Consider the following 21,062-nt stretch of genomic DNA (forward strand, 5'->3'; position numbering starts at 1 on the left):
ATAAGATGATGCAGTTTAGCGTCCTGGCAAGCGGCAGTACAGGAAATGCTTTTTATATTGAAACAGAAAAGCAGCGCTTACTTGTAGATGCGGGACTTAGCGGTAAACAAATGGAGGAGCTCTTTAAGCAAATCGAACGTTCTCCGCAAAATTTGACCGCGATTTTGGTCACGCATGAACATAGTGATCATATTAAAGGACTAGGAATCATGGCGAGAAAATATCAGCTACCGATTTATGCCAATGAAAAAACATGGAGGGCCATGGAAGGGTTAATAGGTGACATTCCGACAGAACAAAAATTTATGTTTCCATTAGGGGCTGTCCGTTCGTTTGGTGATTTAGATGTCGAGTCATTTGGAGTATCCCACGATGCAGCAGAGCCGATGTTTTATGTGTTCCATCATGATGGCAAGAAGCTCGCGTTAATTACTGATACAGGATATGTGAGCGATCGAATGAAAGGAACGATTCAACATGCCGATGTCTTTGTGTTTGAAAGTAACCATGATGTCGAAATGCTTCGGATGGGGCGCTATCCTTGGAGCATTAAACGACGCATTTTGAGCGATGTCGGACACGTGTCTAATGAAGATGCGGCACTGGCCTTGACCGATGTCATTGGCGATCGAACAAAGAGAATTTATTTGGCCCATTTAAGCCAAGATAATAACATGAAAGAACTCGCTCGAATGACAGTTGAACAAACATTAGAAAATCGGGGATTTGGGGTCGGACAACAGTTTGAAATTTGCGATACGGACCCGAAAGTGCCAACCAAGCTGGTGTATGTTTAACATTGATTTTGCAAAGGATGGACTATTGCCATTGAAAATGGATTTTTGTTAAAAGCGGGCAGTATAATAGAAAGAGGCACGACCTTTGAATGGAAAGGATTGGTGAGTCGCACGTGGGATATTATGATGATCATTATGGGGAGTATCGTCAAAAGCGGAAAGGCAACCGCAGAGGTGCATTTTTTTCCGGACTGGTTGGTGCGATTTTAGGAGCATTGCTGGTGACCTTTTCGATTCCTGCGCTATCAAGGTGGGATGTACTCCCGTATAATGTAACACCAAAGCAAGGAGAAGAACAAACGGGGGAACCGGGCCATTATCCAACGGTTCAAAAAAACGTCTCCGTCAATGTTACTTCTCAAGTGACAAAAGCGATTGATAAGGCATCTGATGCGGTGGTCGGCGTCGTAAACATTCAAGAAGCCAGCTTTTGGTCTGAAGGTGGTGAAGCTGGTACAGGCTCAGGCGTCATTTACAAAAAAGCGGATGGAAAAGCCTTCGTTGTTACAAATAATCATGTTGTCGAAGGCGCCAGCCAATTGGAAGTGAGCTTAAAAGACGGGACGCGGGTGCCAGCGAAACTGTTAGGCACCGATGCATTAACAGATTTAGCCGTTCTTGAAATCAATGCCCAAAAGGTTGGAAATGTAGCTGAGTTTGGGAATTCTGATGTCGTGACGCTAGGAGAACCAGTAATAGCGATTGGGAATCCGCTCGGCCTGCAATTTGCGGGATCTGTTACCGAAGGGATTATCTCAGGAAAAAACCGGACCATCGAAGTGGACTTGGATCAAGATGGATTGCCGGATTGGAATGCGGAAGTATTACAAACAGACGCTGCCATTAATCCTGGAAACAGCGGCGGAGCCCTTGTTAATATTGAAGGGCAAGTGATCGGCATTAATTCAATGAAAATTGCCCAAGAAGAAGTTGAAGGAATCGGCTTTGCGATCCCGATTAATTTTGCCCGCCCTATTATCGCGGATTTAGAACAATATGGACAAGTGCGCCGCCCTTATATGGGAGTCGAGCTTCGTTCGCTAAGTGATATTTCGTCCTACCATTTACAAGAAACGCTGCATTTGCCGCCTGATATTACCGAAGGAGTAGCGATTATTCAAGTAAGACCAGGGTCTCCGGCAGATCGTGCAGGACTTAGACAATTTGATGTCATCGTTGCATTAGATGATCAAAAGGTGAGCGACGTACTTGACCTTAGAAAGTACCTGTATACGAAAAAAGCCATTGGCGATAACATGAAAGTGACCTTTTATCGCAATGGGAAAAAGGAAACGGTGACCATGAAGCTTACGAAAGAATCGCTTTAAGGGGAAAGAATCTATCAAGCAGGCCCAAAGAAAACAAGGAGCGGAATAGGACGCTCCTGTTTTCTTTGTCCACAAGTGGATAAAGGGGGAAGAACGATGATTATGTGTTGTGAAGAACATATGGAGCTGGCCATTGATGTGTATGTGGATAATCATGAAAAAGCGCCAGAAATTTATTCTTTATCTGTGGATAAGTATGATGGAATATGCGAATATTGTTCTCGTCAAGCCGCATATATAGTGGGGAACTAATGTTTCTGCACAATATGTGGATAGATGTTGTGTATATGTGGATAAATTTTGTTGATAGGATGTTTATAAAGTGGGGATGACTTGTGAATATAATGGTTTTATCGGTAGGGAAATTAAAAGAAAAATATTTAAAGCAAGGTATTGAAGAATATGTGAAAAGGCTGTCTGGGTATGTGAAAATGGAAATCATTGAAGTCGCTGATGAAAAAGCGCCGGAGAATTTAAGCGACCAAGAAATGAAGCAAATCAAAGAGAAGGAAGGTGAGCGGATTTTAGCTAAAATCTCAGATGATATGCACGTCATTGCTTTGGCGATTGATGGGAAGATGAAGTCATCTGAAGAATTTGCCATCCATTTAGATAAGCTAGCCACCTATGGTACGAGCAAAGTCGCTTTCGTAATTGGAGGCTCGCTCGGATTAAGTGAAAAGGTAATGAAGCGGGCCAATGAATCACTTTCTTTTTCACAAATGACTTTCCCGCACCAACTGATGCGGCTTATTCTTCTTGAACAAATTTACCGCGCGTTCCGGATTAATCGTGGAGAACCGTATCATAAATAGAGGTAAAGCAAAAAAACGGCTTAGATAGGCAAGCAGGGTATAACCTCTGGTTATCACTCGATAACAAAGATGTATTTCATGTGGGTATACTAAATGCGGTATGATGACAAGTGAACACGATTAGAAGGGAGCATGATTTCCATGAAGCAAATTCCTGTATACCACGTGGATTCGTTTACGAGCGAACAATTCGGAGGAAATCCTGCCGGTGTAGTTATTTGCTGAAGAATGAAATGCCTTGTTTCCAAAAGAGGAGAAAAAATTAACAGATCATAAATAAAAGGGGAATGTCTATGAACTTGCAAGAAAGCAAAGTTGGATTCGTTGTAGTCGGTCTATTATTAGGAATATTAATGGCTTCAATGGATAATACGATTGTATCCGCTTCAATGCCAACCATTGTAGGGGAGCTTAATGGGCTAGATCAATTTATTTGGGTGACTTCGGCATATCTCGTAGCGACGATGGCTAGTATGCCGATTTTTGGGAAATTATCAGACATGTATGGCCGGAAACGGTTCTATTTATTAGGCCTGACTATTTTTGTTATCGGTTCGGCTCTTTGCGGAGCCGCACAGAGCATTGTGCAATTAAGCATTTATCGGGCCATTCAGGGAGTTGGCGGAGGCTCATTAATGCCGATTGCCTTCACCATTATTTTCGATATTTTCCCTCCGGAAAAACGAGGAAAAATGACAGGATTATTTGGCGCTGTGTTTGGTTTATCTAGCGTCATTGGTCCGTTATTAGGCGCATATATTACCGATCAAATTAATTGGCGCTGGATTTTTTATATTAACTTGCCTTTAGGGATTTTATCTTTATTTTTGATTGCTCAGTTTTATAAAGAAACGCTTCAGCTGAAAAAACTTAAAGTTGATTGGTTTGGGGCCCTTACTTTAGTTGGTTCCGTTGTCAGCTTGATGTTTGCGTTAGAGCTTGGCGGGAAAGAGTATGATTGGAATTCTGTCCAAATTATTTCTCTATTTTTGATTTTTGCTGTCCTTTTCGTATCCTTTATCTTGATTGAACGGAAAGTATCAGAGCCGATCATTTCATTCAGCTTATTCAAAAGACAGCTCTTTGCAGCAACACAAGCCGTGGCATTTTTTTATGGGGCCGCCTTTATTATTACAACGGTCTTAATTCCTCTTTTTGTTCAGTCTGTATACGGAGGAACGGCCACTAACTCGGGGATTATTTTAATTCCGATGATGCTTGGCTCAGTGGTGGGAAGCCAAGTGGCGGGCCGATCTGTGAGATGGTTCAGCTATCGTAGCATTATGCTTGTTTCTGTTGTTTTATTTTTTATGGGCATGTTTCTATTAAGCACATTAGATGTCAATACGGCCCGCTCCACTGTGACGATTTTTATGATTATAGCCGGCCTTGGCATGGGCTGCTCCTTCTCTTTGTTAAGTATGGCAACACAGCATAAGATCGAACCGCAAAAACGGGGAATTGCGACATCGACAAATACGTTTTTTAGAACATTAGGAATGACCATTGGAGTGACCATTTTTGGCACGATCCAAAACCATATATTGAAAGGTGATTTAAAAGATGTGTTCGGCCATATGAGCGGATTTGCTGGAAAATTGGATTCAAACACTTTATTATCAGCGGATGTTCAAGCAAAAATACCGCCAGACATCCTTCATAAAATTGCGGATGCGATGGCCAATTCTGTTGCTACCACTTTTAAATGGACATTAGTGCCCATCCTATTAGCATTTATATCCATTGTTTTGATGGGCAAAGAAAGAATGGTAATTCCGGTCAAAGAAAAAAGCGGCGAACAAGTTTCATAATCAGCATCAAAAGGATCAGGGAAAAGCCCCCTGATCCTTTTGATCATTTTAGGAACAGACTTTCTAAAAGATGACTCATTCCATCTTTATACATGGAGAATGTTTCTTGCCGTTTGCCAACGCGACATAAATTAGCTGCTCCCATAAGCAATACAAACGGACGGACGCTTTGGCGGAGAGCATTTTTCCCGTATGGGTATGTACAAGCTCATTATTAGTCATTCATTGTTCATATTCTGTTCATAAACGTGTGTTACCATCAGTCATGTACTCAGTTGTAGAGGAGGAAATGAAATGGGACATATCCAGCGAACAGTGTCAGACAATGGTCATTGGGCTATTGAAGCGCACGGACTTGTTAAAGTTTTTGGCGATAAACGAGCGGTTGATGGAGTCCATCTAAATGTGCGTGCGGGTACGATTTACGGCGTACTTGGGCCGAATGGAGCGGGGAAGACCACGACCGTCCGAATGCTGGCGACCTTGTTGCGGCCGGATGAAGGATCAGCGCGCATTTTTGGCTATGATGTGGTGAAGGAACCGCAAATTGTGCGACAGTTGATTGGCGTGACAGGCCAGTATGCATCGGTGGATGAATCGCTCAGCGCGATCGAAAATTTAGTGATTTTTTCTCGTCTGCTGGGATTAAGCCGCACAGAGGCGCGTCGTAAAGCGGCAGAGCTGCTGGAGGAGTTCGGCTTGACCGAAGCGGCGAAACGCCCGTTGAAGCATTTCTCCGGAGGGATGCGGCGCCGTCTCGATTTAGCCGCAAGCTTGATTGTCCAGCCGCCACTTATTTTCTTAGATGAACCGACTACAGGACTGGATCCGCGCACACGCAATCAAATGTGGGAGACGATTCGTCGCTTAGTAAAGCAAGGCTCAACCGTCCTTTTAACAACCCAGTATTTGCAAGAGGCTGATGAGCTAGCTGACCGAATTGCCGTCATTGATCGCGGTCGAGTGGTTGCTGAGGGAACAGCAGATGAGCTGAAAGCGTCCGTCGGCAGTTCGTCGCTACAGTTGAAAATTCAGCAGGAAACGGATATCGAGAAGGCTTGTCAGACCGTTGAAGGGGTGCTGAAGGTCCGAGCCAATGTGTCATTGGAAACGGGAAAAATTACGGCGCCGATGGCAGACGCCGACCGAGTGACGGATTTGCTGATCGCTCTTCGCGAGGCCGGAATCCATTTAGCTGAGTTAAGTGTTCAGAAACCAACGCTTGATGAGGTCTTTCTCACCATTACTGGACATGGGGTGAAGGAAGACGGGGACATTTTTGCGACAGCTAATGAAACAACGGAGGTGGGGATATGAGACATTCTGCTAGCGAGCTCATGGCTAAGCGTCAACTAAAAAGCAGATTAAGCTTTGGCCAGACGGTACGCAACTCGTTGACGATGGCCTATCGGGGTGTCTTGAAGATCCGGCGCACACCGGAGCAATTATTTGATGTCACGCTCCAGCCCATCATCTTTACGTTAATGTTTACCTACATTTTTGGCGGAGCGATTGCGGGAAATGTGCAAAGCTATTTGCCGATTATCATTCCAGGTATTCTTGTGCAGACCGTGATCGGGACATCGATTGTGACGGGGGTTCAATTGCGCGAAGATATGGACAAGGGCGTGTTTGACCGTTTTAAATCACTGCCTATTGCCCGTATTGCTCCACTTGCGGGCGCTCTTTTAGCCGACACCATCCGCTATACCATTGCGACCGTTCTTACCTTTGTGATGGGGTATATCATGGGCTATCGTCCAGAAGGGGGACTAGGTTCTGTCGTCATCGCCGCGGTTTTTGTCATTGTGTGTTCTTGGGCAATCAGCTGGATCTTCGCTTTTTTTGGCGTTATTGCCCGTACGGCTTCAAGCGTACAAGGAATCTCGATGCTTGTGCTGTTTCCTCTTACTTTTCTTTCTAATGCTTTTGTGCCAGTCAAGACAATGCCCGATTGGCTCCAATGGTTTGCGAAGATCAATCCGATCTCACATATTATTACCGCTGTCCGCAATTTAATTAACGCTGGAACCATTGGCTGGGATTTCGCCGTTTCCCTCATCGGCGCCGCAGTCATCGTAGCCATCTTTGCACCTATCACGGTCCGTGTATATATGCGCCGGGCATAAACAGGATATCGTGCGCCCATTCGTGCACGGTATCCTAATAAATCAAACTCAACATCATGATCTTGTTTTCCATGATCATAGAATTCGCTTGGTTATATCAAGCAATGAAATACCAAGCGAAACGGGTACATGCGAGTCAGCGACGAAACAGCTAGAAAAGAGCAAAATAGTTCACATTTTTCATTGAAATGATTTATAATCTTAATTAAGAAACTTCTTCCACGCGAAAATACCTCACCAGCCATAAGACCGTTTTGATGAAGGACATCTTTCTTCCTAAAGGAATGGATGATTACATGACTTCAGGAAGCTGATAAGGTGTTCTTTTTTATGGAAAAAATTGATTTCACATGAGAAGATGGAGGGATTCTGTATGAAGAAGTACGCCATTGTTTATTGTGAAAATCAATTTGGCTCCATGGATGGAAAAACGGCCAATGGATTAATCCGCAGCTCAGGCTTGTATGACATTACAGCGGTGATTGACAGCACAAAAACAGGAAGGGATTCAGGAGAGTTTTTGGATGGCAAAAGGAATGGGATTCCGATTTGCAAAAACCTTCAAGAGGCCATCGCGGTGTCTAAGGAAAAGCCAAGCTACTTCATCCTCGGTATTGCCCCTGCTGATGCTTTCCTAAAAGAAGAAGAACGAAGAGTCATTATTCAAGCGATGGAAGCCGGAATGAATATCATCAACCCGCTTCAGGAGTTTCTTACAGAAGATGAAGAAATGATGCGTATCGCCAGCCGATGCGGCGTGGAAATCCGTGACATTCGCAAGCCGAAACCAAAAAAAGAATGGACCCTATTTACAGGACAAATATTGCAAATACCGACACCGATTATCGCTGTGTTGGGAACGGATGGCGCATGTGGAAAACGAACCACGGCCATGATCCTTGACAGGGCATTGCAGAAACGCGGCTACCGAACCGCTTTTATCGCAACCGGACAAACAGGGCTGATTCAAGGAGCTTCCTATGGGTTTGCTATGGATGCGTTTCCATTGCAATATATGATTGGCGAACTGGAGCGCGAGATTGTGAGAGCCTATGAAAATGAAAAACCCGATATAATGATTGTCGAAGGACAGGGAGCATTAAGCCATCCTGCCTATGTCAGTTCAGCGGGAGTTTTAAAGGGAGCAAGACCTAAAGCTGTGATTTTGCAGCATCCTCCCAAACGAAAAACGCTAGGGGATTTTCCGTTTATGAAAATGCCGACTGTCCAAAGTGAAATAGATTTAATCGAACATTTCGGCCAAACAAAGGTCATTGCCATCACTTTGAACCACGAAGGAATGTCGGATCAAGAATTGACAAGGACGATAAGAGAGTATGAGCAGAAGTTCCATCTGCCCGTGACAGATGTTTTAAAAATAGGTCCTGATAAAGTAGTCGATCGAATCATTGAATATTTCCCATCATTGCAAAATAAGGCTCAATCTGGGGTGGCGATATGATGAAGGAAATCGCCCCAAGAGTGGAAATCGATCTTAGAAAAATCAAACACAATGCTCAAGTTTTAAAAAAGCTATATGGAGAAAAAGGAATTCAAATTACCGGAGTGGTCAAAGGAGTCGGAGCCAGTCTGGAGATTGCCAAGACGCTTATTGAAAGCGGAATAACCAGCTTGGCGGATACGAAAATCGTCAATCTCAAAAGAATGAGAATGGCTCAATTGAACGCGACATTCATGCTGATCCGAACTCCTGCGTTGAGTGAGATCGAACAAGTGGTTCAATTTGCCGATATGAGCATGAATACCGAGATTGAGGTCATTCGGGCCCTTTCAGCAGAAGCGGTAAAGCAGCATAAGGTGCATTCTGTGATTCTAATGGTAGAAATGGGAGATTTACGTGAAGGAATTATGCCTGAGGATGTCCCAGACTTTATTCGTCAAGTTTTACCGCTTCCGGGAATCCGAATGGCTGGTCTTGGCACTAATTTTGCTTGTTTTGGCGGAATCATTCCAACGGAACAGAAAATGAAGGAATTTTCGGATTTGGTGAAAACCATCCAAAAACAATTTTCATTATTGCTTCCATATGTTTCGGGAGGAAATTCTGCTAACTACCAGTGGTTTAAGAATACGAAAGATGTCGGCATGATGAATCACATTCGGCTTGGAGAATCTATTTTTTTAGGACGAGAAACGGTTCATGGGTCGCCTATTCCAGGGTTATATCAAGATGCCTTTTGCTTAGTGGCAGAGGTCATTGAGTCGAAATGGAAACCGTCGGTACCGTTTGGAGACAGAGGAAGAAACGCGTTTGGAGAAACCGTATCATTTAAGGACAGGGGCATGATCCGCCGCGCGATTGTAGGAATCGGGCGGCAAGATGTACTAGTAAGCGGACTGACTCCTGTAACGCCTGTTGAGATACTCGGTTCCAGCAGCGATCATATCATTCTCGATGCCAAAAGCAGCTCTTTACGTCCAGGAGATGAGGTCAGATTTTCCTTGAATTATGGAGCGATGCTTTCTGTTATGACGTCTCCTTATGTTTATAAAAAGTATTTGCACGCTAGCGAAAAAGATGATAGCTCTGTTAACAGGACATCAGCTTAAGCGTAAGCAAATAAGAGAATCCTTTCTCCCCCCTGCACGCAGGAGATGGAACAGCGTACCATGAAAAAGAAGGCGCGCTTCCATTTTTGCGTGCAGGGGAAATTTTATGGCGAAAGTCTATCCATCTAATTGGATGTCTCAACATTTTCTCCTCAAAATAAGTAGGGATGGAGGTCGCGTGATTGGTTATTCGGTTCTCGGTCACGCTGAGGAGTGATCGAGACAAGTCTTTGTGCTTTTGAATGGGGATATATAGCGTCCAACTAGATATTGTTTCTCTTTTCTAAAGATCCGTTATAAGCTTATAGAGAGAGGTATATGAAACAACGGCAAACTGCAACAGCGGTGATGGATGCTGGGAAACTAAGTTGTATATACATAATAGACGTATCCAAAGTGGATGGGGCTGTCATAAGACACTTACATTTTACTCAATGAAAAAAGATGGGGGAGAAAATGGATGAAAATTGTCATTGCGCCTGATTCATTTAAGGAAAGTTTAGCCGCTATCGAGGTCGCTCGTGCGATTGAGAAAGGGTTTCGTGAGGTATTTCCCGAGGCGGAGTATGTATGCATGCCAATGGCTGATGGAGGAGAAGGAACGGTTCAAGCGTTGGTTGCGGCTACGAAAGGCCGGATTGTGGAACGAGAAGTCACAGGACCTTTAGGAGAACCTGTTCAGGCGTGTTTTGGGCTGCTTGGTGATGGAAAAACAGCGGTCATCGAAATGGCAGCCGCCTCAGGCTTGCATTTAGTCCCTAATAACAAACGAAATCCATTGATAACGACAACAAAAGGGACAGGAGAGTTGATCCGGGCCGCTCTTGATGAAGGAGCGAACCACTTGATCATCGGGATCGGCGGAAGCGCGACAAATGACGGAGGAGCAGGAATGGTGCAAGCATTGGGAGGCCGTTTGTTAGATAAACATGGAAAAGACATTGACCCTGGCGGAGGAAATCTTGCTAAGCTTGCATCTATTGACCTTTCCTCATTAGACCCGAGACTGAGCCGCGTTAAAATAGAAGCGGCTTGTGACGTAGTAAATCCGTTAATCGGCCGGCAAGGGGCGGCAGCCGTCTTTGGTCCGCAAAAAGGAGCGACACCGGAAATGGTGCTGCAACTTGAGCAAAATTTGCGTCATTATGCGGATATGATTGAACGAACCGTCGGAAAACGAGTACATGATGTTCCCGGAGCTGGTGCGGCGGGAGGATTAGGAGCGGGCTTACTTGCTTTTTTGAATGCGGAACTAAAACGAGGGATCGACATCGTGCTGAACGCTGTGCAATTCGAGCGACGCATCCGTGGAGCCTCGCTTATTATTACGGGAGAAGGACGCATCGATGGACAGACGATCTACGGAAAGGTGCCAATCGGTGTAGCAAAAGCCGCCAAGCCATATCACATTCCGGTTTTGGCTATAGCGGGTTCGCTGGGAGACGATTGCAGCGCTGTACTATGTCAAGGCATTGATGCCATTTATAGTATTGTTCCTGGCATTATTTCGCTGACGAAAGCAATCGAACAGGCAGAATATTATATAACACAAACAGCGAAAAATATCGCAGTAGCATGCAAAATAGGCATGAATATGAAGTAAAACATCCTGTTTTAAGGATGTTTTTATTTTGGAGTAAAAATACAATCTCCCGTCTGTCCGTTGTTTCAAGGTGGGAGATCTCTTGGTGGATATATAAAGAAAAGGTAAATACTTTTAGAGATAGTCGATTATTGCGCGCAACTTATATAACTTGTCTCCATGTGAGCAGATGATGACTGGATTTCCACGGTTGGCGCTCGGTCACGTTTTAACGTGACCGAGGCAAATCATCAATTGTTTCCCGCTTGTAGGGGTTATAGATACTGCTCGTCCATATTTATGCGACACAAGAACAAAATGTTAATCCAGAGCCTCTTCGCTTATTTTCGTAAGCGGCTGTTGGGCAGGGCCTTCTACGACATCGCCGCAAACCGAAAATCGAGAGCCGTGGCAAGGACAGTCCCATGTGCGATCTCCGCTGTTCCATTCCAGTTCGCAACCCATATGTGTACATGTTGTATCAACGAGAAATAATGAACCGTTCTCATCTTTATACGCCCCTGCCCTCTTCCCGTTTACGAGCACGACAGATCCTTCTCCGTTAGCCAGATCTTGCGGCGTCCGAATGACAGGTTCTATTTTTCCCTCGATAAGGTGTTTTGCGACATCTAAATTTTGTGTAATAAAATGCTTGACGCTTGGATCAGCATAAAAGCGTGACGGTGTGTAAAGGTGATGATAGCGGTTTTCTCGCCCTGTAATGAGATCGGTCAGAAGCAAACCAGCGACCGTTCCATTGGTCATCCCCCATTTTCGGTATCCTGTCGCGACATAAATATTAGGGGTATGGGCTGTCATCGCGCCGATGTATGGAACTTTATCTAATGTCGTTAAGTCTTGGGCAGACCAGCGATAGGGAATCGACGTCACTGGAAACATATCTGAGGCGAAGGATTGAAGAGCCTCATAATGCTGAATGGTAGGGACTCCCTGCCCGGTTTTATGGTTTTCTCCACTCACTAAAAGCAATTTTTCTCCGTTGATTGTGGTGACATAGCGAATCGAACGTTTCGGCTCATCTGCGCTTAAATACATGCCGCCAGGGTAATCTCCCTCTATTTGTACACCGAGAACATAGGAGCGCTCTGCATACATTCGCGAAAAATAAAAGCCACCGTCATAAAAAGGAAAATGGGAACAAACAGCGAGATGCTGGCATGTAATTCGTTTGTTATTGCGTGTAATGACCGTTAATGTATTTCCTTTTTCGACATCTTTTGCAGGAGTCTGCTCATAAATGAGCCCGCCCGACTGTGTGATCTCTTCAATGAGATGCGTTAAATATTTTAAAGGGTGAAATTGTGCTTGCTGTTTCATGACAAGAGCAGCTTTGCTGGGAAGCGGCAGCGGAAGATCTTCCACCAATCCCCCTTTGATTCCAAGCTTTTCATATGCTTTACATTCGTTAATGAGCTTTTGAATAGAGGATGAGGAGTGAGTGTATATGTACGCATCCTCTTCTTTCCAGTCACAGTCAATGTTTTGCTCATGTATGATGGTTTGGATCCATCGCATAGCTTCTGTACAAGCTTCATAATAAAGCTGAGCTTTTTCGGTACCAAGGTGATGAATCAATTCATCGTAAATAAGATCGTGCTGGGCTGTAACTTTTGCGGTTGTATGTCCCGTTGTTCCATTTAGCAATTGGTCGGCCTCAATTAGAGCCACTTTGCTCCCTGCTTTTGTAAGCAAATAAGCAGTCGTAATGCCGGAAATACCGCCTCCGATAATAGCGACATCGACATGGATATCTTCATTTAACGAAGGGAATTCGGGAAGTTTGACAGATGAACGCCAATAAGGCTCAACAGATAATGGAAGAGACTGCACGATTTGTTACCTCCTTCAGTATTTTTGTCCATATACATAAATTTCCTTGAATTTTAAAAATTATCCCTGCCATTTTCTTTTTTTACCATTATCCGCAATACACAAGAAAGGTGATAAAATAAAAAGCATAGGATGCCGGTTTTATTTTTATAAAATAGCATAAGAGGGAGATTGGAAGTGAATAAATATACAAATAATCCGGATGGACATTCACTGGTTATGTCAGACAATTTAATTTTAGAACACTACGGATTGAATGAGTTGAACTTTGAATCAGTGAATCATTATCGCGAAAAATTTGCAGCTGTAAAGCCGCAGCACCCATGGAATGGACTTGAGACAAAAGAATTTTTATACAAAATTGGTGCATGGGGAAAGCTGAGAAACAGCAGTAAAGAAGGCGTCACGGTTGCCGGACTCATCATGTTCAGTGAAGAAAGAATTATTACAGAAGTATTGCCGCAATATTTTCTGGAATATCGCGAAAGCACGGGGGAAATGGAAGCGGCTAACTGGGAAAAACGATTTACTTCTCAAGACGGAACATGGTCTGGCAATGTATACGATTTTTATTTTAAAGTCATGAATCATATGGACAGTAGTCATTCATTTGTACAATCAGCGCTCCATGAAGCGGTTATCAATGCTTTAGTTCATGCTGATTACTCTGGAGAGGGAGGGATTGTCATTGAAAAAGAACGAAATATCGTTCGCCTCTCCAATCCCGGTTTGCTCCGTATTCCAGCTGACTCGGCGTTTTCAAGCGGCATGAGCAATTTACGCAACCCTAATTTATTTAAAATGTTTATTCTAATCGGCCTTTGTAAACGGGCAGGATCTGGATTAAAGCATATTCAATCGATATGGGATGCCCATCAATGGAAGCAGCCTGAATTTATTCAACAGAATCATCCAGAACGCACGTTTTTTACCATGATGTTTTTTCCAGTTGATATTGCAGCAACATATGAAACAGATCACCAAAAAACGATAGAACAGGAACAAGATGAAGGACTAGGCGATTGGATCCATGCAGATATAGATAACTCCATAAATAAAGTTGATAACTTAGTAAATAAGGACTTGAACTTACTAAATAACGACCATAACTCCATAAATAAATCTGGTTACTCTATAGATAAACGCGACTACTCCGTAAATAAACCGGATAACTCTTTAAATAATGTGTTGGACTCCATAAATAAATCTTCGAACTCCGTAAATAAACGGTCGAACTCCGTAAATAAAATGGAGTATATGGATTCGGATATCCATCATGAGGAAATAGATGAACAGCTATGGAAAATAGCTGAACTGGCACGTAAGAAAAAAAGGCTTCATCCAAGCGTCATGGAGCAAATGATTTTACAGCTTTGTGCGCAACGGCCACTGATGTTAAAAGAATTAGCCTATTTATTAGAAAGAACATCTGATGGATTGCGTAATAATTACTTGGCTAAGCTGCTAGAGGAAGGAAAGATTCAATTAAAGTACCCAAATCAGCCCAACCATCCGAGACAAGCCTATATGACGAAACAGCACTCCCGTATAGATGAGATGTAACATCATCCGCCGAGAAATCTCCCACCTCTAACCGAAGTGGAGGTGGGAGAGGTTCATTGTTCTCATCTTTGGATCTTTATTGGAGGTTACTTTTCGTTTCATTCATGTGACCAAGAAGAAACTTTGTTACTTTTCTTTACAAACTCGCTTCGTTTGCTATTCAGCTGTATTATAATCGAAGAAGATCATCGAAATAGTAAAAAAACGAGCCTTTCGCTTCCTTTCAGAAAGGTTCGTTTTTTATTTAGAGGTTAACGTGCTGGCACATTATAAATACAAGATGATTTTCACAGACATCGTTTGCTCAATCTTTCGCTGTGCTTATAAATAAAAAAGAAATCTAGTTGCTCCATGAGTGGAACCTCTCCATAATATTTCATTCTATGTTTATATTGTTGAAAATATTTAGTAAATTTTGTAAGAATAATATTTCGTGATTCGAAATATTGAGTAAAAAAGCCCTAGAAATGAGTATTAGATAGCATTATCCAAAGTATTTTGTGAAAAAAAGTTTTTTCTAGGAAAAAAATAAAGCTTGTTAATTTTGAAAATTCATATTATATTTTTCTTAAAATATAAAAAATTTTTAAAAGTCCAAAAAGGGGGATACGAATGGTCTTCAAGAAAACCTTCTCAATTTTAGCAACAGCGACACTAGCAGTCGGCTTGTTAGCGGGATGTTCTGGAGGGAACAAGGATCAAAACGCTAGCAATGGAGGAAGTGGAGGCAGCAGTGGAAGCAATGTCATTAAGATTGCGACGCAAACGCCGCTTTCCGGTGGAAGTGCGACATTGGGCGAGTCGATTAAATTGGGTGCCCAGCTGGCATTAGAAGAACAGCAAGCAAATTTTGAAAAGCTTGGATTTAAATTGGAGCTTGTTCCTTATGATGACCAAGGTGACCCGAAAAAAGGGGTAGCAAACGCTCAGCTTATTGGAGCCGATAAGCAAATTTTTGGTGTAGTAGGACATCTTAACTCAGGCGTAGCCATTCCTTCGTCAGAAATTTATGAAAAATACAGCATTCCGATGGTTTCCCCAGCAAACACAGCAACTGACGTGACAGACCGCGGCTTAAAAACAGTTAACCGCATTTGTGCCCGCGATGATTTCCAAGGACCTGCAGGAGCGAAATTCGCAATCGAAAAGCTTGGAGCGAAAAAAATCTTCATTATCCAAGACAAAACCGCATATGGTAGCGGCTTGGCAGAAGCATTTAAAAAGGGCGCTGAAGATCTAGGCGCTCAAGTGGTCGGCTTTGAAGGAATTACAGTCGGCGAAAAAGACTTTAACGGCGTGCTAAACCAAGTGCTAGCGAAAAAGCCGGACCTTGTATACTTTGGTGGCTTGTATACGGAAGGTGGCCAGTTGATTAAGCAAGCGCGCGATAAAGGGATTACGGTACCGATCATGGGCGGTGACGGTTTAGACTCATCGACGCTTGTGCAAATCGCTGGAGACGCAGTAAAAAATGTATATATGACATCTGCGGCTGGTCTTACGACAGCGACAGATGCTGGAAAGCAATTTGCCGAAAAGTATAAGCAAAAATTTGGAAAAGATATCGAATCTTATTCTGCTTATGGTTATGACTCCATGGGAGTATTGCTAAAAGGAATTGAAAATGCCATTAAAGAAAACGGAAACAAGCTTCCTTCTCGCCAGCAAGTGGCTGAGGGCGTTCGCAAAGTTCAAGAATATGAAGGAGTGGTTACAAAGGTAAGCTTTGATGAAAAAGGCGACAATAAATATGCGAAAATCTACATTTATAAATTTGACGAAGCAAAATATCCAGCTAAATTGGAGGATGAAGTAAGTAAGCAGTAATCATAGTTGGAAAAGGTGGGGAAGATCATTGCTCCCTTTTCCTTCAATTTAAAGTTTAGAGTGTTACTGGGCGCCTAGCTTAGTTCATTGATGACAAATAAAGAACATTTGTTGTCTGTAGCCATAAAGCTAGGCGCCTTTCTGATGGAAAAGTAAAAGTAGCAAAAACAGGCAGGTGAACAGAATGATTGAACAAGTATTGCACACATTGCCTCAAGTGCTGATTGACGGTTTAGCACTGGGAGCTGTATATGCGATTGTTGCACTAGGATATACGATGGTTTATGGAATTTTAGAATTAATTAACTTTGCTCACGGCGAGATTTTTATGACAGGGGCGTTTGTAGGAACGGCGATTTTATTGACGTTTTCTGGATTGGGTTGGATTACCTCTATGCCAGCCATTATTACTTTAGTGTTGGTGTTAATCGTTACGTCGGTACTTACCGGTTTGCTTGGAATGGGTATTGAGAGGGTTGCTTATCGCCCGTTGCGTAATGCGCCGAAGCTTATTACATTAATCACGGCGATCGGCATTTCGTTTTTGCTTCAAGATCTTGTCCGTTTTATTACAGAATTGAAAAATGGCAATTATTTTAACAGGACCAAATTTATTCAATAAGCAAATTGGAATTGAAGCCTCTTCAATCTTGTCCGTATTTAATGATGCATCGGTAAAATCCTCGTTTTTCATTGTATTAGGTGTCGCTATCGTGATGATGATCACATTGGACTTTTTCGTGAATAGAACCAAATGGGGAATGGCGATGCGCGCTGTTGCACAAGACCGGGAAACAGCGGCGTTGATGACGGTAAACGTGAATAAAGTCATCGCTCTTACATTTTTTATTGGCTCAGCATTAGGAGGAGCCACGGGAGTATTGTTTGCCGTTCAATACGGAACGATCGATCCGTACATTGGCTTTATTCTAGGGCTAAAGGCTTTTACGGCAGCGGTTTTAGGCGGTATTGGCAATATCCGCGGTGCGATGTTTGGCGGGATTCTCATCGGTTTGCTTGAGATGTTTGCCGCGGCGAATTTGCCGATCGTTTCCCACGGAGTTCTCGGCGCAGAATATAAGGATGTATTTGCTTTTGCTATTTTAATTATCGTATTAATTTTCAAGCCGGAAGGTTTATTCGGAAAAGTGACAGTAGAGAAAGTGTAGGTGATCGACATGAAAAATTGGCTGAGTACGATTCAAGCGAACAAGCGCCTTCAGGCAATCATGATCGGATTGTATATTGTTGTGACATTTCTGAGCTTATATTTGGCTCAAAAATCTGTTATCGCTTTTTTATTGCTCCTTGCTTCCTTATTATTATTGTATTTTACCACATTTTCCAATCGCATCAAATGGCTGGTGGCCGGCTTAGTGATGGTGGTACTGCTCCCCTTTGCCGCTAGCCAAGGGGAAGCGTATCAATCTTATATGGAAGTGGCAACGTTAGTCGGCATTTATATTGCGATGGCACTCGGATTGAATATTGTTGTAGGGATGGCAGGGCTTTTAGACTTAGGATTTGTCGCCTTTTTTGCCATCGGGGCCTACACATATGGCATTTTTGCCACATCGCAGGCAAATAATTTTATGCCGTTTGGACATTATCCTCTTTCTGGAGGGAGCTTTTGGGTATTTATTTTTATCGGATGTCTCGCTGCGGCGTTATTCGGAATATTGCTAGGGATTCCTGTTTTACGGGTTAAAGGAGACTATTTAGCGATTGTTACGTTAGGTTTTGGAGAGATTATCCGCATTATTTTCAATAACTTGGATAAGCCTGTGAATATTACGAATGGAGCCATGGGGCTCGCATCGGTTCAACCGCCTAAATTATTCGGACTGGACTTTATGTATCCAAGCCAATTTTATTACATCGTATTAGTTATTTTACTGGTAGTTATTTTCGCCGTTCGCCGTTTGGAATACTCAAAAATCGGCCGTGCATGGAAAGCGGTGCGGGAAAATGAGATTGCCGCCCAATCGATGGGGATTCATCTTGTGCGGACGAAGCTGATGGCGTTTGCCGTCGGGGCATCGTTTTCCGGAATGATGGGGGTCGTATTTGCTGCCAAGCAAACGTTTGTTGACCCGACAAGCTTTACGCTGCTTGAATCCATTACGATTTTAGTCATGGTGATTTTAGGAGGAATGGGCAGTGTGCCAGGCGTCATCCTTGGTGCCGCTCTTGTGACGATTCTAAATCTCCAAGTGTTAACAGAGCTGACAAACTGGCTCAATCAGCTTAGCTTAAACGGTGTGATCAGTATTCCTGACGCTCTTTCGCCAGCGAAAATGCAACGGTTTATTTTCGGAGCTATTTTGATTTTATTTGCACTTTACCGCCCGCAGGGATTATTGCCGGCGAAAAATCCGGTATTTAAAAAAGAGGATTTAACAGACACATCAGGACATCCGCCAATGAATGCCGGCGTACAAAAGGAGGGGGCACAGCATGTCCATCTTGACAGTTAAAAATTTAACGAAGCAATTCGGCGGACTTGTCGCTAACAGCAACATCGACATGGACGTGGAAAAGGGTTCGATTACAGCTGTGATTGGTCCGAACGGTGCCGGAAAAACGACGTTTTTTAACATGGTGACAGGCGTTTACCAACCGACAAGCGGTGATATCTTATTAAATGGCGAATCGATTGTAGGGTTAAAGCCGCACCAAGTCACGAGAAAAGGCATTGCTCGTACCTTTCAAAATATTCGGTTGTTTGGGGCGATCACTGTTTTAGAGAATGTGATGGTTGGTATGCATACGCATCTTCATGGCGGACTGTTCAGTACAATTTTTAATTTACCTCATGTAAGAAAAGAAGAGAAGGAAGCAAGAAAAGAGGCTTATCGCTTACTAGAATATGTCGGGCTCGAATCACTATTTAATGAAGAAGCGCAAAATCTGCCATACGGAGCGCAGCGTAAGCTAGAAATCGCCCGCGCATTGGCGACGCAACCGAAAGTGCTGCTGCTGGATGAGCCGGCGGCCGGGATGAACCCGAAGGAGACGAGTGAGCTAACAAAGCTTATTTATAATATGAGAGAAGAGCTTGATTTAACGATTATTTTGATTGAACACGACATGAAGCTTGTCATGGAAATTTCCGAGCATATTGTGGTGTTGGATCATGGGGAAAAAATTGCCGAAGGTACACCTGATGAAATACGTAACAATCAAAAAGTCATCGAAGCTTATTTAGGAAAAGGCGCGGCTGCAACAGCTTCATAAAGGGAGGACCTCGCAGATGAGTTTATTACGTTTAGAGAATATTAATACGTTTTATGGCGGTATTCACGCTTTAAAAGGAGTTACGCTTGAGGTGAATGAAGGGGAAATCGTTACGCTGATCGGCAGCAATGGTGCCGGAAAATCGACGACGCTGAAGACGATCAGCGGGCAAGTCAAACCGAAAAGCGGCACGATTTTGTACAATGGAAAGGATATTACGAATACGCCTCCGCATGTCACAGCTTTTGATGGAATTGCCCATGTGCCGGAAGGACGACGCATTTTCCCGCGTTTAACGGTAAAGGAAAATTTAGAAATGGGGGCATTTTCTGTAAAGGATCGAAAAGTCATTGAGGAGCGTATGGAACGCGTGTTTCACTACTTTCCTAAAATTAAAGAGCGGCTTCATCAAAAAGGCGGCACGATGAGTGGTGGAGAGCAGCAAATGCTAGCCATCGGCAGAGCGCTGATGATGCAGCCAAAGCTCTTAATGCTAGATGAGCCATCGATGGGACTTGCGCCGATTATCGTTGAACAAATTTTTGAAATTATCCATGAGCTCAACGAAGAAGGGATGACAATTTTGCTTGTCGAGCAAAACGCGTTCCAAGCGTTGCAAATTGCTCACCGTGGTTATGTGATTCAGACAGGGGAAATCGTCATGACCGGACCTGGACAAGAACTGCTTGTCAATGAGCAGGTGCGCGAGGCTTATTTAGCGTAGACGGAAAGGGCTCTATATAAAGAGCCCTTTTTCATTTGCTGGATACCTTGAAATTTTGTACAATGAAATTCGTTCTTAGAAATTTTGATAGGAACGAAGGTGAAGCCGATGAACGATCAAGAAGCAAAGGCGTTCATTGAACAATTAAAGCAAGAGGGTTTATTAACAGAAGAAAACCAACCTATTTGGGAAATGATTGTACCTGAGCGATTAAAGCGAATGTATGATGTGTTAAATAAGAGAACTCGCCATATTACGATATTAACGGAAGCGGTAGATGATCCGCATAATCAAGCGGCTGTGCTACGTTCGGCGGAGGCTTTTGGACTACAGGATATATATGTGGTCACAGGACAAGCGCCGTTTCAGCCAAATCCTTTTGTGACAAGAAATGCGGATAAATGGCTGACGGTTCACCAGAAATCGGATATCTCCACTGCTATTCGAGAGTTACAATCTGCCGGATATCAGGTACTCGCGAGCTATTTAAGGGAAGGAACCATTGCGCTTCATGAGATGGATGTGTCGCGTCCCACGGCGCTTCTGTTTGGCAACGAGCATCGCGGTGTATCAGAGGAAGCGCTTCATTTAGCTGATGGAACGTTTATGATTCCGATGCATGGCTTTGTACAAAGCTTTAACATATCAGTAGCAGCTGCTTTGACGCTCTATGACGTGACACAACGGGCGCGGAAGCAGGCGGGGGAAGCGTATTATTTAACGCTTTCTGAGAGAAAAGAACTATATGAAAAATGGATGTGGCACACCCTTCATCCGCGTACAAGAAAAATGATGAAAATGCGCCTGGGAAAATAAAGCTGATCCTT

At 43.4% G+C, this 21,062-nt stretch carries 17 protein-coding genes and 1 pseudogene; 17 read left to right on the top strand and 1 reads right to left on the bottom strand.

The window, feature by feature from the left end; genetic code table 11:
- The first annotated feature begins 8 nt into the window (after positions 1–8).
- From B6A27_RS16510 to B6A27_RS16555, 10 genes are all read left to right on the top strand, one after another.
- Positions 9–797: an MBL fold metallo-hydrolase gene (locus B6A27_RS16510; RefSeq protein WP_080862691.1), complete on the top strand. Its 789-nt coding sequence runs from the start codon at positions 9–11 to the stop codon at positions 795–797.
- Positions 798–910: 113 nt separating this feature from the next.
- Entirely contained in the window at positions 911–2,125 is a 1,215-nt protein-coding gene (locus B6A27_RS16515; protein ID WP_080862692.1) for a S1C family serine protease, read from the top strand.
- 96 nt (positions 2,126–2,221) lie between these two features.
- Positions 2,222–2,377, top strand: a complete 156-nt coding sequence (locus B6A27_RS16520; RefSeq protein ID WP_080862682.1) for a CxxH/CxxC protein — start codon at positions 2,222–2,224, stop codon at positions 2,375–2,377.
- A gap of 92 nt (positions 2,378–2,469) precedes the next feature.
- Complete coding sequence (gene rlmH / locus B6A27_RS16525) at positions 2,470–2,940, top strand: 23S rRNA (pseudouridine(1915)-N(3))-methyltransferase RlmH (RefSeq protein ID WP_369824200.1); 471 nt, start codon at positions 2,470–2,472, stop codon at positions 2,938–2,940.
- 293 nt (positions 2,941–3,233) lie between these two features.
- Positions 3,234–4,751: an MDR family MFS transporter gene (locus tag B6A27_RS16530; RefSeq protein WP_369815660.1), complete on the top strand. Its 1,518-nt coding sequence runs from the start codon at positions 3,234–3,236 to the stop codon at positions 4,749–4,751.
- 294 nt (positions 4,752–5,045) lie between these two features.
- Entirely contained in the window at positions 5,046–6,068 is a 1,023-nt protein-coding gene (locus B6A27_RS16535) for an ATP-binding cassette domain-containing protein (protein ID WP_080862684.1), read from the top strand.
- Positions 6,065–6,880, top strand: coding sequence for an ABC transporter permease (locus tag B6A27_RS16540; protein ID WP_080862685.1), 816 nt, complete (start codon positions 6,065–6,067; stop codon positions 6,878–6,880). Before B6A27_RS16535 ends, B6A27_RS16540 begins: the two co-directional genes overlap by 4 nt.
- A gap of 373 nt (positions 6,881–7,253) precedes the next feature.
- Positions 7,254–8,342 (top strand): N-acetyltransferase DgcN family protein, encoded by a 1,089-nt coding sequence (locus tag B6A27_RS16545; RefSeq protein WP_201722577.1) that lies wholly within the window; start codon positions 7,254–7,256, stop codon positions 8,340–8,342.
- Positions 8,339–9,451, top strand: coding sequence for an alanine/ornithine racemase family PLP-dependent enzyme (locus B6A27_RS16550; RefSeq protein WP_197431032.1), 1,113 nt, complete (start codon positions 8,339–8,341; stop codon positions 9,449–9,451). Before B6A27_RS16545 ends, B6A27_RS16550 begins: the two co-directional genes overlap by 4 nt.
- 460 nt (positions 9,452–9,911) lie before the next feature.
- Complete coding sequence (locus B6A27_RS16555) at positions 9,912–11,054, top strand: glycerate kinase (protein ID WP_080862686.1); 1,143 nt, start codon at positions 9,912–9,914, stop codon at positions 11,052–11,054.
- A gap of 300 nt (positions 11,055–11,354) precedes the next feature.
- Here B6A27_RS16555 and B6A27_RS16560 read toward each other — a convergent pair whose 3' ends face one another.
- Positions 11,355–12,884, bottom strand: a complete 1,530-nt coding sequence (locus tag B6A27_RS16560) for an FAD-dependent oxidoreductase (RefSeq protein WP_066150760.1) — start codon at positions 12,882–12,884, stop codon at positions 11,355–11,357.
- 177 nt (positions 12,885–13,061) lie between these two features.
- Here B6A27_RS16560 and B6A27_RS16565 point away from each other — a divergent pair, with 177 nt between their 5' ends.
- From B6A27_RS16565 to B6A27_RS16595, 7 genes and pseudogenes are all read left to right on the top strand, one after another.
- Complete coding sequence (locus tag B6A27_RS16565; RefSeq protein WP_080862694.1) at positions 13,062–14,447, top strand: ATP-binding protein; 1,386 nt, start codon at positions 13,062–13,064, stop codon at positions 14,445–14,447.
- 612 nt (positions 14,448–15,059) lie between these two features.
- Positions 15,060–16,274 (top strand): branched-chain amino acid ABC transporter substrate-binding protein, encoded by a 1,215-nt coding sequence (locus B6A27_RS16570; protein ID WP_066150753.1) that lies wholly within the window; start codon positions 15,060–15,062, stop codon positions 16,272–16,274.
- A gap of 184 nt (positions 16,275–16,458) precedes the next feature.
- Positions 16,459–17,443, top strand: a pseudogene (locus B6A27_RS16575) (branched-chain amino acid ABC transporter permease).
- A gap of 9 nt (positions 17,444–17,452) precedes the next feature.
- A complete protein-coding gene (locus B6A27_RS16580) occupies positions 17,453–18,751 on the top strand; it encodes a branched-chain amino acid ABC transporter permease (RefSeq protein ID WP_066150750.1) in 1,299 nt (432 codons plus the stop codon).
- Positions 18,732–19,511, top strand: coding sequence for an ABC transporter ATP-binding protein (locus B6A27_RS16585; protein WP_066150748.1), 780 nt, complete (start codon positions 18,732–18,734; stop codon positions 19,509–19,511). The genes B6A27_RS16580 and B6A27_RS16585 overlap by 20 nt, the downstream gene beginning before the upstream one ends.
- A 16-nt stretch (positions 19,512–19,527) precedes the next feature.
- On the top strand, positions 19,528–20,235 hold the full coding sequence (locus B6A27_RS16590) for an ABC transporter ATP-binding protein (RefSeq protein WP_066150745.1): 708 nt from the start codon (positions 19,528–19,530) through the stop codon (positions 20,233–20,235).
- Between the two features lie 108 nt (positions 20,236–20,343).
- Positions 20,344–21,051, top strand: a complete 708-nt coding sequence (locus B6A27_RS16595; RefSeq protein WP_080862687.1) for a TrmH family RNA methyltransferase — start codon at positions 20,344–20,346, stop codon at positions 21,049–21,051.
- Positions 21,052–21,062: the final 11 nt, after the last annotated feature.

This window comes from Anoxybacillus sp. UARK-01 (assembly GCF_002075365.1).
Classification (GTDB): Bacteria; Bacillota; Bacilli; order Bacillales; family Anoxybacillaceae; genus Anoxybacteroides; species Anoxybacteroides rupiense.